This window comes from uncultured Brevundimonas sp., from assembly GCF_937870815.1.
Lineage (GTDB): Bacteria > Pseudomonadota > Alphaproteobacteria > Caulobacterales > Caulobacteraceae > Brevundimonas.
This window is the reverse complement of sequence record NZ_CALMZS010000145.1, coordinates 1-13,777: the sequence shown is the minus strand read 5'-3', so window position 1 is coordinate 13,777 and position 13,777 is coordinate 1. Positions and strand designations below refer to the sequence as shown.

The window sequence follows — 13,777 nt, the reverse complement described above, 5'->3', positions numbered from 1 at the left end:
CCAGAATCGACTTCTTGACCGCCTCGTCCTCGACGGCCGCCTCGATGACCAGATCGGCCTTCGCGGCGGCGGCGAGGGAGGATGCGGCGGTGATGCGCGAGAGGGTGGCGTCGGCCGAGGCCTGATCGGTCAGGCCGCGCTCGACCTGACGGGCCAGGCTGGCGGCTACGTTGGCCTGCGCCTGCGGCACGCGGTCGGCGGCGTTGTCGTACAGCAACACCTGATAGCCGCCGGCGGCCACGGCCTGGGCGATGCCTGCGCCCATCTGGCCTGCGCCGACAATGGCGACGGATCGGATCGTGGTCATGAATTCCGGTTGGCTGGCAGGCGCGAGGCCCTGTCGGAGCGGCACCTTAGGACCCTCGCCGGACGGCGCAAGGCCGGATGGTCGTGGCTCGCCTCAATAGGCCCCGACCAGTGTCAGAAGTGCCGCCTTCGAGGCCGGCAGCAGATAGACTCTCACGCCATGAATGAGAATCAGGACGATGATCGGCGTCAGGTCGATGCCGCCCAATGGCGGAATGAAGGCGCGGAGGGGGGACAGCACCGGAGCGACCAGCGCCTCCAGCGCCGAGGACAGCTGGTTCACGAACCGGTTGCGATGGTTGATGACGTCAAAGGCGAACAGCCAACTCAGGATGGCGCTGACGATGATAGCCAGCACCAACAGCCCCAGGACGGCGTCGATAACGAAAAAGATGAACCCGATAATCGCCGCCATGCCGCCCTACGCTCCTGAAGTCGTATCGGCCTTCTAGCTCACCACTCCGCGCTTGGCCAACTCCCCGGCGGCCGGCGGCTGGAACGGTTGACACTCCGGCTCCACCCCTCGTATGTCGCGCCCTCGCCTGCGCCTCCGGATCACCGTGGCAAGGGGGGCCGTAGCTCAGTTGGTAGAGCGCGTCGTTCGCAATGACGAGGTCAGGGGTTCGACTCCCCTCGGCTCCACCAGTCCGCCGGATCGCCGGGGCGCTTCGCCGGGTCGGAACGCTTCGGCGGGACCGGCGGCCTATCCCACGATTCCTGACCACGGCGTTCGTCAGGCTTGACGCCGGCGGCGCTTTGGCGTCGAGTCACGTCCGGGCTGATCCACAAAGGATGCATCGGGGACCCTCACATGAAACACTTCATCACGGCGCTCGCTCTGGCCGCCACGCTCGCCACGCCGGGCGCGGCCGCCGCCCAGAACGCGGGGCTGACCGCCAATTTCGGCGAAATCCGCCTCAACGCCGGCTTCACGCCCGATCCGTACCGGGTCAATCTGACCGCCGGGGGGTCGATCGACGCCTATACGGACACCAGCCTGCCGGCGGCCTGCGTCGGGGACATCTCCAATGCCCCGGACTATGAGGTCACCTACCGCGCCGGCTCGCTGCCGCTGGTGTTCCGCACCCGGTCGTCGACCGACACCACCCTGATCATCAACGGTCCCGACGGCCGCTGGTACTGCGACGACGACAGCTGGGGCGACGGCGACGCCGAGGTCCGCTTCAACCGCCCGTCGAGCGGCACCTACGACATCTGGGTCGGCACCTTCAACGGCGGCACGGCCTCGGCGGCCCTGCTGATCACCGAGACGCCGTAGGGGGTTTGCCGGGGCCCTGCCCTGGCGACGCGCTCGCGCGCCTCGGGCGCGCGAGCGCCGGTCGTCCCCCGGCCCCGTCGGGGCGGCGGCGTTCCGGCCTACTGATCCTCGTCGAAGCGCCGACCGACCAGATCGGCGAGGGCCGCCACCGCGGCCTCCGCCTCGGGCCCTTCGGCGGCGATCTCGATGCCGCAGCCGTTGCCGGCGCCGAGCATCAGCAGCCCCATGATCGACCGGGCGTTGACCGTGACCCCGTCGCGGGTGACCTGCACCTCGGCGTCGTAGCTGGAGGCCAGTTTGACGAATTTGGCGCTGGCGCGGGCGTGCAGGCCGCGGCTGTTGCAGATGTCGACGGTCGCCGCCGCCCGGCCCGGCCCGTCGCTCATTTCTCGCCCTGCAGCACCCAGCTGGCGACCGAGATGTATTTCCGCCCGGCGTCCTGGGCGTGGGCGACGCAGGCCTGCAGCGGCTCGCGGCCGCGCACGCTGGCCAGTTTGATCAGCATCGGCAGGTTCAGCCCGGCGATGACCTCGGCCCCGGTCTCCTCCATCACCGAGATGGCCAGGTTCGACGGGGTGCCGCCGAACATGTCGGTCAGCAGGATGACGCCGTCGCCGTCGTCGACCGCGCGGGCGGCGTCGACGATGTCGCGCCGGCGGCGCTCCATGTCGTCCTCCGGACCGATGCAGATGGCGGCGACGCCGCGCTGCGGGCCGACGACATGCTCCATGGCCGACAGGAATTCCGAGGCCAGCCCCCCGTGGGTGACGATCACCAGCCCGATCATGAAGGCTTCACCAAAGCTCGCGCCCCGCGTCTCCGGCCGTCGTGGACGGGCCGCAAGCCGCGCGGAATAGCCCAAACGCGCGGCCGGTTAAAGCCGCGCGAGCGCCGCCGCGACCTTTTCGACCGCCGAGGCCTCGAATCCGTTCAGCCGCAGCAGCGGCACGGCCACGCCCTCGACGATCCGGGTTTCGGGCTCGGGCAGGCGTTCGAGCGCCGCGGCGGTCAGCTCCACGGCCAGCGACAGGCGGGCCAGGCCGCGGCCGCGGGCCGGCGCGACGCCGACCGCGCGAATCTCCATGCGGCCGGCGATGGTCTCCGGCGCCATGGCGTAGAGGGCCCCGCCCGAGGCCGTCACATGGACGTAGTCGTCGGCCACCAGCCGCCAGCCGCGCCCGATCAGTCGCAGGGCCAGGTCGCTCTTGCCCGCCCCCGGGGGTCCCGAGATCAGCACGGCGCGCCAGCCCAGGCCCGGCCTCCAGCACGCCGCCACCGTGCCGTGGAGCGGGGGCCGGGCGGTCACGGACGCCGCCCCGGGGGCGCGGCGGGCAGGGCCACCTCGAAGCGCGCGCCGGCGATCCCGCCGTCCGTCCCCGGCCGGTTCCCGGCCCAGACCCGGCCGCCATGGGCCTCGACGATCTGCCGGACGATCGACAAGCCGAGCCCGGAATTGGTCCCGAACGCCGTGCCGCGCGGGCGCGAGGTGTAGAAGCGCTCGAACACCGTCTCGAGGTTCTCCGGCGGGACGCCCGGTCCGTCGTCGTCGACCCGCACCCGCACCGGCCGTTCCGGGTCGGCCTCGTCGCGCGTCAGCACGACCCGCACCTCTCCGCCCGGCCGGCTGAACGAGCGGGCGTTGTCGATCAGGTTGCGGAACACCTGGCCCAGCGGCCCGTCGCGTCCGCGGATCAGGGCGTGGCCGGGTTCCGCCGCGGCGAAGGTCACATGCACGCCCCCGTCCGGCTTGATCCCGGCCTCGTAGACGTCGACGATCTCGCCCAGCAGCGCGGTCAGGTCGATGGTCCGCGGCCGGTCGCGGTTCAATTCGGCGTCGAGCCGCGAGGCGTTGGAGATGTCGGTGATCAGCCGGTCCAGGCGCCGCACGTCCTGCTGCAGCAGGCCCGTGAGCTTCTCCCGCTGGGCCTCGGTCCGGACCAGCGGCAGGGTCTCCAGCGCCGAGCGGATCGAGGTCAGGGGGTTCTTGATCTCGTGGGCCACGTCGGCGGCGAAGCGCTCGATGGCGTCCATCCGGTCGGACAGGGTCTCGGTCATCGTCTCCAGCGACCGCGCCAGGTCGCCGATCTCGTCCTTGCGGTGGTCGAGGTCGGGCAGGGAGATGGCCCGGGCCCGCTGCAGCCGCACCGCGTCCGCCGCCGCCGACAGCCGCATCACCGGCCGGGCCACGAACAGGTGCAGCAGCAGGGACGACAGCAGCGACACGACCAGGGCCACCAGGGCGAACGGCATCAGCGCCAGCCGCTGCGCCGCCAGGGTCTCGTCGACGTCGCCGGCCTCCAGCGTCAGCACCCCCAGCACCTGTTCGACATGGCGCACGGGAATCGACACGGACACCACCCGCTCGCCGGTCTCGGACATCCGCAGGGTCGCCGAGGACCGGCCCTCCAGCGCGTTCTCGACCTCTTCGGCCAGGGCCCTGCGGGACTGTTCGAGCTCGCGCGCGTCGCGGGCCCTTTCCTCGGCGTCGGGGACCACGGGCGGGCTGCCGGCGGGCAGGGCCGGGGGCAGGGGCGCGCCCGGGATGGCCTCGGTGACCATGAAGCTGTCGGCGACCATGATGCCGTCGACGTCGAAGAGCCGGGCCCTCTGGCCCTCGGGGATGAAGTTGTCGGTCAGCCAGCGGCTGGCCTCGATCGGATCCAGATAGGGCGTCGGCTCGCCGCGCGTGACGCCGATCTCGCGGGTGCCCAGCACCTGGACCAGCAGCTGGGCCTGGGCCGCCAGCGTCTCCTGCCGCGCCTCGATCAGGCCGCGCCGCCACTCGTTCAGGGCCAGCGCCCCGACGAACAGGATCAGCAGGCTGAGCAGGTTGAGGGCGAGGATCAGGCCGCCGAGCCGCGAGCCGCCGAACCGTTTCGGGCGGCGCGGGCGATCTTCGTCGGCCGCCGCGGCCGGCTCAGCTTTCGCGGTATCGGTAGCCGACGCCATACAGGGTCTCGATCGCGTCGAACTCGGGATCGACCACCCGGAATTTCTTGCGCATCCGCTTGACGTGGCTGTCGATGGTGCGGTCGTCGACATAGACCTGGTCGTCGTAGGCGGCGTCCATCAGATTGTCGCGGCTCTTCACGAAGCCGGGCCGCTGGGCCAGGGCCTGCAGCAGCAGGAATTCGGTGACCGTCAGCTTCACCGGCCTGCCGTCCCAGGTGCATTCGTGCCGGGCCGGGTCCATCGACAGCTTGCCGCGCTTGATGGCCTTGGTCGAGCCGTCGCCCGACGGCTCGGGCTCGCCGCCGTCCGCGCCGGTGCGCCGCAGCAGGGCCTTGACCCGCTCGATCAGCAGCCGCTGGCTGAACGGCTTGTGGATATAGTCGTCGGCGCCGAGGTTGAAGCCGAGGATCTCGTCGATCTCCTCGTCCTTCGAGGTCAGCATGATGACCGGAATCTGCGAGGTCTGGCGCAGCCGGCGCAGCACCTCCATCCCGTCCATGCGCGGCATCTTCACGTCGAGGATGGCCAGGTCCGGCGGATTGGACTCCAGCGCCTCCAGCCCCGAGGCGCCGTCGTGGTAGGCGGTGATCCTGTGGCCATGGCTTTCCAGCGCCAGCGAGACGGACGCCACGATGTTCTCGTCGTCATCGACCAGGGTGATGTTGGCCAAGGCGGTCTCCTTGCAGGCTTCCGGTTCCCGCGGTCAACGCGCGGCAAGCGTTACCGTTCTAAACAACCGGGTGGGATTGCGGCGATTAAAATGGCCCGCCCCGCCCGATTGCGCAATGAAACCCGGCCTTAAAGCCTTGGAGCCATGATGCCCCGTTCCTCTGTGCGAGCGTTTCATGGCCAGCCCCGTTCACTACGAAGTCTATATCCGCAAGACCGCGCCGGCCCCCTGGAATCTCCAGATGGCGACAGAGGATCGCGCCCACGCGATCCAGACCGCCGAGGATCTGCTGGGCGACAACCGCGCCGTCGCGGTGCGGGTCACCAAGGAGACCCTCGACCCCGACACCATGGCCTTCACCAGCGTCACCGTCCTGACCCGGGGCGCGCCCGAAACGCAGCGCAAGCGCGTGGCGCCGGACGACGAGGCCGGGCCGCGCTGCGGATCGGCCCAGGATCTCTACGCGCCGATGGCCCGGGAGCTGATCGGCCGGGTGCTCGAGGACTGGCTGAGCCGCCACGGCGTGACCGCCTTCGAACTGCTGCACCGGCCGGATCTGGCCGAGAAGCTGGAGGCGTCCGGCGTCGAGCTGCAGCACGCCATCCAGAAGGTCGCGGTGCCGGAGAGCCAGGCGGTGGGCCAGCCGGTGCACGACCTCGTCCGCCACTACCAGAAGCTGGCCGACCGGGCGATCGAGCGCCTGCTGTTCGCCGGGCGCCGCAACCAGTTTCCGGACCTGGAGAACCATTCCCTCGCCGATCTGGCGCACCGGCTGTGCGGCCAGGCCGACCGCGCCTTCATCATGGGCGGGATCGTGTCGGGCGCGCTGACCGGCGTGCGCGGCGGCCGGGCCCGCCTCGACCGGCTGATGGACCTGGCCGGGCGCGCCCCGATGGACGGTCCGCCGCGGGCCATGGTCATGGTGCCGATCGAACAGGTGATGTGCGAGCTGTTCGCGGCCCGCACCAATCTGGCCGACGTGCTCGGCCCGGCCCTCGACCAGGGAGCCTCGCTCGCGGCCGTGGTGCGGATGGTCGCCCCGCGCGAGGTCGCGGCCCTGATCCGCCAGGATCCCCGGCTGGCGCTCCAGGTGCCGGTGGTCGAGGGGCCGGCGGCGCGGCTCGGCGAGCGGGTCGCGGCCGGGGAGTTCCCGCTGCTGTCGGCGGCCCTGGCGCGGATGGTGGTCCGCGAACTGATGAGCCCGCGCCGCCTGCGTCCCAACGACGCCGCCGGCGAGATCGACATTCTGCGCACCCTGGCCATGACCCTGACGGCGACGGCCGGGCGGCTGCTGACCCTGGAGGAGGTGCAGACGGCCTTCAACGAGCGCTCCAAGGCCCTCGTCACCGCCGATTTCGTGGCCGCCTATGTCAAGGCCTGCTCCACCGTGCTGTGCGAGGCCGAGGCCCTGACCCGGCTGTGCGAGAACGTCACCGGCCTGGCCAACAAGCGCGCCGCCGCCCGCTGGCTGTCGGCCTGCGTCGGGTCGCTGCGCTTCGAAGGCGAGATGCGGGCCGCTTCCGCCGACCAGACGGCCGCGCAGAAGCTGGGCGTGCTGGCCGGGCTGGCGCGCTCGGTGCGGGGCTGCGGCCTGACCGGGCGGGACGAGACCGAGATCCTCGCCGCCATCGGCGCGGTCGGCGGCGTCGTCGAGGCCGAGGCGCGCATCGTCGCCATGCTGGCCCGGGCCCCCGCGCCGCTGCCGCAGAAGCTCTCGGTCCTGCTGCGCATGGCCGCCGGCGAGACGGCGCCGCTCGGACCGGCGGCCGACCGCGCCAAGGCCGAGGCGGTCAGGCTGTTTCGCGCCCCGGGCAACCGCGCCGCCCTCGCCGCCGCGCCGGAGACCCTGGCGCCGCTGAGGGGGCTGATGAAGGCGGCGGGGCTGGCGGCCTGATGGCGTCGCCGGGAACCGGAACGGCCGGGCGCGGTTGTCGACCCATGAGTACGATTGCCGACACAGAGTCCGCCGGGCCCGTCTCCATCGAACTGGCCGAGGCGGCGTCCGCGCATCTGATCGAACAGGTCGAGCGGGTCAGACAGGTGATCAGCGAGTACCGCGCCGTGATGGGCGCGCCGCCGTTCGACAACGACAACGACTGACCGGCGCGCGCCTCAGTCGAAGATGTCGAAGATGCTGTCGCGTTTTTTCTTGCGGTGTTTGTAGTCGTCGTCGCGCTCGTCCCTGTGGCGCGACGGTTCCCGATAGGCCGGCTGGGACGGCTGGCTCCACGGCTGCGGAGGGGTCGACGCGCGGCCCTCGTCGGCGGGCGCGGCCATAAGCTTCTCCAGCTCGCCCCGGTCCAGCCAGACGCCGCGGCAGGACGGGCACATGTCGAACTGCACGCCGTTGCGTTCCAGCGTCTGCATGGCGGCGTTGTCGTTGGGGCACATCAGCAGCGGCATCGGCGTCTCTCTCCGTGAAAGCCGTTCAAGGGTTACGGGCGCCCGGCGGTTCCGGCAACCGCCGTCTCCGCGACAAATCCGCCTCAGCAGGCCTGTCCGGCGGCCCAGCCCGACGACCAGGCCCACTGGAAATTATAGCCGCCGAGCCAGCCGGTGATGTCCACGGCCTCGCCGATCACATACAGTCCGGGTACGGATTTCGCCGCCATCGTCTGCTGGTCGAGCTGGTCGGCGGCGACGCCGCCGAGCGTCACCTCGGCGGTGCGGTAGCCTTCCGAACCCACCGGCCTGACGCTCCAGCCGTTGACCGCCCGGTCCAGCCGCCGCAAGGCGGCGTCGGACAGGTCGGCCAGATTCCCCTGCGCCCCGTGTTGCTCGACCAGCGCCTCGGCCAGCCGTTTCGGCACGAGCTGGCCGAGCGCCGTATGCGCCGCCTGCCGCCCGTTCTCCGCCTTCATCGCCTTCAGCCGCGCCAACACGTCCACCCCGGGCGCCATGGCCACCGAAATGGCCTCGCCCTCGCGCCAGTAGGAACTGATCTGCAGCACCGCCGGGCCGCTCAGGCCGCGGTGGGTGAACAGCAGCCCTTCGGCGAATTTCGTCTTGCCGTGGCTGACCACCGCCTCCACCGACACCCCGGCCAGCGGTCTGAGCCGTTCCAGCAGCCCCGTCTCCAGGGTCAGCGGGACCAGCGCCGGACGGGTTTCGGTCAGGCGCAGGCCGAAGGCCCGGGCCGTGTCATAGGCCCAGCCGGTCGCGCCCATCTTCGGGATCGACTTGCCGCCGGTGGCCAGCACCAGCGAGGCCGCCCGCACCAGGGCGCCGTCCGACAGCGTCGCCTCGAAACCGTCGCCGGCCCTCGCCGCCCGCTCCACCGACACGCCCAGCGACAGCCGCGCCCCCGCCTCGCCCATGTCTCCGGTCAGCATGCGGATGATCTGCCGGGCGCTGTCGTCGCAGAACAGCTGCCCCAGCGTCTTCTCGTGCCAGGCGATGCCGGCGCGGTCGACGCGCCTGATGAAGTCGTGCGGGGTGAACCGCCGCAGCGCCGAGGTGGCGAAGCGCGGATTCTCGCCGAGGAAATTGCCCGGCCCGGTCCCCAGATTGGTGAAGTTGCAGCGCCCGCCGCCGGAGATGCGGATCTTCTCGCCCGGCGCCCGGGCGTGGTCGAGCACCCGCACCGACCGCCCGCGCCGCCCGGCCTCGATGGCGCACATCATCCCGGCGGCGCCCGCCCCGACGATCAGCACATCGACCCTGTCAGCCTTCATCCGCGGGCGTTAGCAGGCCGGAGCCCGGGCGGCGAGCCCGCCTATTGCGCGGTGGCGAAATAGCCGACCGTCGTGCCGAAGGCGGACACCAGGTCCAGCCACAGGGCGGTGTGGTCGGTCAGCTGCTCGACCTCGGCGCCGTGCAGGAGCACGTCGTACTGGACCACGGCGGTCGGGTCCCCGCCCGCCTCGGCCGGCGTGAAGAAGGCCTTCAGGAAGCGGCGGTCCCGGTTCCAGTCGTTGATCATCGCCTGGGTGATGGTGGGGTTGGAGAAGCTGGCCGCGTACTGGAGGTCGCCGCACACCCCGGCCTCGCAGCTGTAGAAGAAGATCACCCAGTTCAGCGGCCCGTCCGAGACGCTGATCCAGGTCTCGCCCGCCTCGCGCCGGACCTCGCTGACGTCGCCGCCCTTGGAGATCAGCCACGCCCGGACCGCCTCGATCGAGACGCCCGGGCCCGTCGCGGTCTGCGCGGCGGCGGCCGAGGGCCCCGGGGCGGCGGCCGTGGCGGGCCCGGCGAGGGCCAGGACGGCGGCGGCGGCGAGGGTCGCGAAACGGATCATCGGGGGCTCCTGAGGGATTCCAGCTACCGACGAATGAAGGGCGAAAGCAAGGCCTCAGGCGCGCGACCGCGCCAGCCACTCGGCCCCCGCCATCTCGTTCAGCCGCGACACGGTGCGCTCGAACTCGAAGGCCCCGACGCCCTTGCGGTACAGCGCCTCCGGCGGCGCCTCGGCCAGGACCACCAGCCGCGTGCCCGCCTCGTAGAGGGCGTCGACCAGGGTCACGAAGCGCCGCGCCTCCTGCTGTCTCTCCGGGCCCAGCACCGGCGCCTCCTCGAGGAACAGGGTGTGGAACCGCTCGGCGACGGCCAGATAGTCCTGCGGTCCCAGCGGCCGCGCGCACAGTTCATCGAAGGTGGCCCGGGCCAGGCCGCCGTCGGTGCGTCCGATGACCAGATCGCGGCCCAGCACGGTCAGGCGGGCCGGGCATTCCTCCTGCTCTCCCTTCAGATCGGCCCACAGCGCCTCGAACCCGGCCCGCGCCGCCGCGTCCGGCGGGGTGAACCAGACCCGGTCGCCCATCAGCCGGTCCAGCCGCCAGTCGCGCGCCCCGGCCACCGAGACCACCTCGCAGCGCGCCTCGATCAGGTCGATGAACGGCAGGAAAAGCTCGCGGTTGATCCCGTTCGCATACAGCTGGCCCGGGGCCCGGTTCGAGGTCACCGCCAGCACCACCTTCCGCTCGAACAGGGCCTCGAACAGCCGGCCCAGGATCAGGGCGTCGGCGATGTCGGTGACCTGCAGCTCGTCGAAGCACAGCAGCCGCGCCTCCGAGGCGATCAGCTCGGCCACCGGCCGGATCGGGTCGTCGCCCTTCCACTGGCCGAACATGGCCTTGCGGGCGTCGGCGTCGCCCTCGCGCCACTGGCGGATCAGGCCGTGGACCCGGGCCATGAAGGCGTGGAAATGGGCCCGTTTCTTCCGCTTGCCGGGCGCGCAGGCGAAGAACAGGTCCATCAATATGGACTTGCCCCGCCCCGGCGGCCCCCACAGATAGACGCCGCGCACCTCCGGCGGCCCGCCCAGAAGCCCTCCGAACCGCCCCTTGCGGCTCAGGTCGGTCTCCAGACGCGCCAGGGCCTCGACCACCGGGACCTGCGACGGGTCGGGGGCCAGCCGGCCGTCGGCCAGCCGCTTCTCATAAGCCGCGCGGATGCGTGATCCCATTCTTCCGGGCCTTAGCGGCCTCCGCCGCCGCTGAAAAGCGATTGCTTCGCGGCTGCGAAAGCCCACATAGAACCCCACGGTCCGGATATCCGGCCTCACCACATCTCCATGCTCAAGCAGCGAGACGCAGCGCGTCGAGCGGCGGCGCATCCGAAGGACAGATCAATATGGGTTATCGCGTCGCCATCGTGGGCGCCACCGGCAATGTCGGCCGGGAAATGCTGAACATCCTCGAGGAACTCGAATTCCCCGTCGACGAGATGCACGCCGTCGCCTCGCGCAAGTCGAAGGGCATGGACGTCGCCTGGGGCGACCGCACCATCAAATGCCAGGACATCGACGGCTTCGACTTCTCGGGCGTCGATATCGTGCTGATGTCGGCGGGCGGCGACGTCTCGCGCCAGTGGTCGGAGAAGATCGGCAGGGCCGGTCCGATCGTGATCGACAACTCCTCGGCCTTCCGCAAGGACCCGGACGTGCCGCTGATCGTGCCGGAGGTGAACCCGGACGCCGTCAGGCTGGCCCGCAAGAAGAACATCATCGCCAACCCCAACTGCTCGACCGCCCAGCTGGTGGTGGCGCTGAAGCCCCTGCACGACGCGGCGAAGATCACCCGCGCCGTGGTCTCGACCTATCAATCGGTCTCGGGCGCTGGCAAGGCGGGCATGGACGAGCTGTGGAACCAGACCAAGGCCATCTACGGCCTCGGCGACGCCACGCCCAAGCTGTTCCCCAAGCAGATCGCCTTCAACGTCATCCCGTTCATCGGCGCCTTCCGCGACGACGGCTACACTGACGAGGAGGCCAAGATGTGGGACGAGACCCACAGGATCCTCGACCCGGCCATCAGGCTGACCGTCACCTGTGTGCGGGTGCCGGTCTTCGTCGGCCATTCGGAATCGGTGACGCTGGAGTTCGACCGGCCGCTCAGCCCCGACGAGGCCCGCGCCATCCTGCGCGAGGCCCCCGGCGTCATGGTCATCGACAAGCAGGAGCACGACGGCTACGTCACCCCCGTCGACGCCGCCGGCGAGCACGCCGTCTATGTCTCGCGCATCCGCAGGGACCACACCGTCGAGAACGGCCTGTCGCTGTGGGTCGTCTCCGACAACCTGCGCAAGGGCGCCGCCCTGAACGCCGTCCAGATCGCCCAGCTGCTCGACGAGACGGGGACCATCAAGCCGTCGTCGGGGTACCGAAGCATCACCGTTTAACGACCCTCATCCGACGGGACTCCGCCCCGCCACCTTCTCCCATCGGGAGAAGGATCAGAGATCCCCATGCCGCCGTCCGCCCCGTCCGACAGCTCCCGCGCCGCCCTCTTGTCCGCCGTCGCCTGCTATGCGCTGTGGGGGGGCTTGCCCCTGCTGTTCATGGGGCAGGCGGCGGCAGGCTTCGACTCGCCGGAGATTCTCGCCCACCGCGCCCTGTGGTCGGTGGTCGTGGCCGGGGCGCTGGTGCTGCTGGCCCGCCAGGGCGATCAGGTCCGCGCCGTCCTGACCTCGCCGAAGACCCTGGCCTGGCTGACCTTCTCGACGGTTCTGATCGGCCTGAACTGGGGCATCTACGTCTGGGCCACGACCCACGGCGCGACTCTGGAGGCCAGCCTCGGCTTCTACATCAACCCCCTGCTCAACATGGTCGTCGGCCTGTGGCTGTTCCGCGAGCGGATCGATCTCTGGGGCTGGACGGCCATCGGCCTGGCCGCCGTCGGGGTGCTGTTCCAGGCGCTGGCCCTGGGCCGTCCGCCGTGGATCTCGATCATCCTCGCCATCAGCTTCGCCACCTATGGCGTCATCCGCAAGCGCGTGCCGATCGACGCCCAGGCCGGCCTGCTGGTCGAATGCCTGCTGCTGCTGCCGTTCGGCCTCGCCTGGGTGGTGTGGCTGCAGCACACCGGCGCGGGCGTGGCCTTCGACAACCCGGCCAACACCCTGTGGGCCCTCGCCAACGGCCCGGCCACCGTGCTGCCGCTGGCCCTGTTCGCCTGGTCGGCGCGCCGCCTGCCGCTGTCGACCATCGGCTTCATCCAGTTCCTCGCCCCGACCCTGCAGTTCGCCGTCGGCGTCTGGGCCGGCGAGGCGCTGACGCCGCTGCGTATCCTGTCGTTCGTCTTCATCTGGGGCGGGGCCGGGGTGTTCGCGGCGGCGGCGTGGTTCCGTCACAGGGCCGCGCGGCGGGCCTTGAAGGAGTCGGCGGAACCGGCCTAGCGTCGGGGCCGAAACCCGGAGGCCGTCCATGTCCGTCGCCCACCGTGGCCCGTGCGAGGAGGGCCAGGTCCGCGCCGCGGCCGCGCCGGACCAGCCGCTGTCGGCGGCCCGCAAGCGCTGGATCCTCGTCGCCACCGTCCTCGGCTCCAGCCTGACCTTCATCGACGGCTCGGCGCTGGGCGTGGCCCTGCCGGTGATCCAGGACGACCTCGGAACCGGCCCGGCGGCGGTGCAGTGGATCTCCAACGCCTATCTGCTGACCCTTGGGGCCCTGGTCCTGATCGGCGGGGCGGCGGGCGACCGTTTCGGCCGGCGGAAGGTGTTCCTGATCGGCGTGGGCCTGTTCGCCCTCGCCTCCATCGCCTGCGGTCTCGCCCCCACGATCGAGCTGCTGATCGCCGGGCGGGCGGTTCAGGGGATCGGCGCCGCCCTGCTGACCCCCGGCGCCCTCGCCGTCATCGGCTCGGCCTTCCCGCCGGACGAGCGGGGCAAGGTCTTCGGGACCTGGGCCGGGGCGGGGGCCCTGTTCGGCATGATCGGGCCGCTGGTCGGCGGCTGGCTGGCCGACGCCGCCGACTGGCGCTTCATCTTCTGGATCAACGTCCCGCTGGCCGCCCTGACCACGGTGGTCGCCCTGCGCGCCGTGCCGGAAAGCCGCGACCCTGAGGCGAAGGGACTCGACTGGCCCGGCGCCCTGCTCGCCATGACCGGACTCGGCGGCCTGACCTGGGCCCTGACCGCCGTCCCCGACCTCGGCTGGGCCCACCCGCTGATCGTGGCGGGGCTTGGAGGCGGCGCGGTCCTGCTGGCCGCCTTCGTGTTCGCCGAGGCCCGCCGGCGCCATCCGATGATGCCGCCGGGCCTGTTCCGTTCGTCCGTGTTCAGTGGAATCAACCTGTTGACGTTGGCGCTCTATTTCGCCCTTGGCGGCGCCACGTTCTTCCTGCCCTTCGACC

17 protein-coding genes and 1 tRNA gene are annotated in these 13,777 nt (G+C 71.2%); 7 read left to right on the top strand and 11 right to left on the bottom strand.

What is annotated here, in order from left to right:
* Together Q0588_RS09620 and Q0588_RS09615 are read right to left on the bottom strand one after the other, a co-directional pair.
* On the bottom strand, positions 1 to 307 hold a 307-nt coding region (locus Q0588_RS09620), incomplete at its 3' end, for a 3-hydroxyacyl-CoA dehydrogenase NAD-binding domain-containing protein (RefSeq protein ID WP_298745737.1).
* Between the two features lie 93 nt (positions 308 to 400).
* Entirely contained in the window at positions 401 to 721 is a 321-nt protein-coding gene (locus tag Q0588_RS09615; RefSeq protein ID WP_298745736.1) for a YggT family protein, read from the bottom strand.
* A gap of 154 nt (positions 722 to 875) precedes the next feature.
* Between Q0588_RS09615 and Q0588_RS09610 the strand changes: the two genes are divergently transcribed.
* Together Q0588_RS09610 and Q0588_RS09605 are read left to right on the top strand one after the other, a co-directional pair.
* Positions 876 to 951: transfer RNA gene (locus Q0588_RS09610), tRNA-Ala, on the top strand.
* A 166-nt stretch (positions 952 to 1,117) separates the two neighbouring features.
* Positions 1,118 to 1,585: a peptidase S1 gene (locus Q0588_RS09605; protein ID WP_298745735.1), complete on the top strand. Its 468-nt coding sequence runs from the start codon at positions 1,118 to 1,120 to the stop codon at positions 1,583 to 1,585.
* A gap of 98 nt (positions 1,586 to 1,683) precedes the next feature.
* On the opposite strand, the gene Q0588_RS09600 is transcribed toward Q0588_RS09605, so the two are convergent.
* From Q0588_RS09600 to Q0588_RS09580, 5 genes are all read right to left on the bottom strand, one after another.
* Positions 1,684 to 1,971: an HPr family phosphocarrier protein gene (locus tag Q0588_RS09600; RefSeq protein ID WP_298745734.1), complete on the bottom strand. Its 288-nt coding sequence runs from the start codon at positions 1,969 to 1,971 to the stop codon at positions 1,684 to 1,686.
* Positions 1,968 to 2,372, bottom strand: coding sequence for a PTS sugar transporter subunit IIA (locus Q0588_RS09595; RefSeq protein WP_298745733.1), 405 nt, complete (start codon positions 2,370 to 2,372; stop codon positions 1,968 to 1,970). The genes Q0588_RS09600 and Q0588_RS09595 overlap by 4 nt, the downstream gene beginning before the upstream one ends.
* 87 nt (positions 2,373 to 2,459) lie before the next feature.
* Positions 2,460 to 2,891, bottom strand: coding sequence for an HPr kinase/phosphorylase (locus Q0588_RS09590; protein ID WP_298745732.1), 432 nt, complete (start codon positions 2,889 to 2,891; stop codon positions 2,460 to 2,462).
* A complete protein-coding gene (locus Q0588_RS09585) occupies positions 2,888 to 4,534 on the bottom strand; it encodes a HAMP domain-containing sensor histidine kinase (protein ID WP_298745731.1) in 1,647 nt (548 codons plus the stop codon). The genes Q0588_RS09590 and Q0588_RS09585 overlap by 4 nt, the downstream gene beginning before the upstream one ends.
* On the bottom strand, positions 4,503 to 5,207 hold the full coding sequence (locus Q0588_RS09580; RefSeq protein ID WP_298745730.1) for a response regulator transcription factor: 705 nt from the start codon (positions 5,205 to 5,207) through the stop codon (positions 4,503 to 4,505). Before Q0588_RS09580 ends, Q0588_RS09585 begins: the two co-directional genes overlap by 32 nt.
* 175 nt (positions 5,208 to 5,382) lie before the next feature.
* Between Q0588_RS09580 and Q0588_RS09575 the strand changes: the two genes are divergently transcribed.
* Together Q0588_RS09575 and Q0588_RS09570 are read left to right on the top strand one after the other, a co-directional pair.
* Complete coding sequence (locus Q0588_RS09575; RefSeq protein ID WP_298745729.1) at positions 5,383 to 7,101, top strand: hypothetical protein; 1,719 nt, start codon at positions 5,383 to 5,385, stop codon at positions 7,099 to 7,101.
* A gap of 44 nt (positions 7,102 to 7,145) precedes the next feature.
* The gene (locus Q0588_RS09570; protein ID WP_298745728.1) at positions 7,146 to 7,307 is read left to right on the top strand and encodes a hypothetical protein; all 162 of its coding nucleotides are present in this window, start codon (positions 7,146 to 7,148) and stop codon (positions 7,305 to 7,307) included.
* 12 nt (positions 7,308 to 7,319) lie between these two features.
* On the opposite strand, the gene Q0588_RS09565 is transcribed toward Q0588_RS09570, so the two are convergent.
* From Q0588_RS09565 to zapE, 4 genes are all read right to left on the bottom strand, one after another.
* Positions 7,320 to 7,610, bottom strand: coding sequence for a zf-TFIIB domain-containing protein (locus Q0588_RS09565; protein ID WP_298745727.1), 291 nt, complete (start codon positions 7,608 to 7,610; stop codon positions 7,320 to 7,322).
* An 83-nt stretch (positions 7,611 to 7,693) separates the two neighbouring features.
* On the bottom strand, positions 7,694 to 8,881 hold the full coding sequence (locus Q0588_RS09560) for an NAD(P)/FAD-dependent oxidoreductase (protein WP_298745726.1): 1,188 nt from the start codon (positions 8,879 to 8,881) through the stop codon (positions 7,694 to 7,696).
* Between the two features lie 41 nt (positions 8,882 to 8,922).
* On the bottom strand, positions 8,923 to 9,444 hold the full coding sequence (locus Q0588_RS09555; protein ID WP_298745725.1) for a YbjN domain-containing protein: 522 nt from the start codon (positions 9,442 to 9,444) through the stop codon (positions 8,923 to 8,925).
* A gap of 54 nt (positions 9,445 to 9,498) precedes the next feature.
* Complete coding sequence (zapE, locus tag Q0588_RS09550) at positions 9,499 to 10,611, bottom strand: cell division protein ZapE (protein WP_298745724.1); 1,113 nt, start codon at positions 10,609 to 10,611, stop codon at positions 9,499 to 9,501.
* 167 nt (positions 10,612 to 10,778) lie between these two features.
* Here zapE and Q0588_RS09545 point away from each other — a divergent pair, with 167 nt between their 5' ends.
* The 3 genes from Q0588_RS09545 to Q0588_RS09535 form a co-directional block, all read left to right on the top strand.
* The gene (locus Q0588_RS09545) at positions 10,779 to 11,825 is read left to right on the top strand and encodes an aspartate-semialdehyde dehydrogenase (protein ID WP_298745723.1); all 1,047 of its coding nucleotides are present in this window, start codon (positions 10,779 to 10,781) and stop codon (positions 11,823 to 11,825) included.
* Between the two features lie 66 nt (positions 11,826 to 11,891).
* Entirely contained in the window at positions 11,892 to 12,821 is a 930-nt protein-coding gene (gene rarD / locus Q0588_RS09540; protein WP_298745722.1) for an EamA family transporter RarD, read from the top strand.
* Between the two features lie 28 nt (positions 12,822 to 12,849).
* Positions 12,850 to 13,777 (top strand): MFS transporter (locus Q0588_RS09535; protein WP_298745721.1); only part of this gene is annotated, 928 nt, incomplete at its 3' end.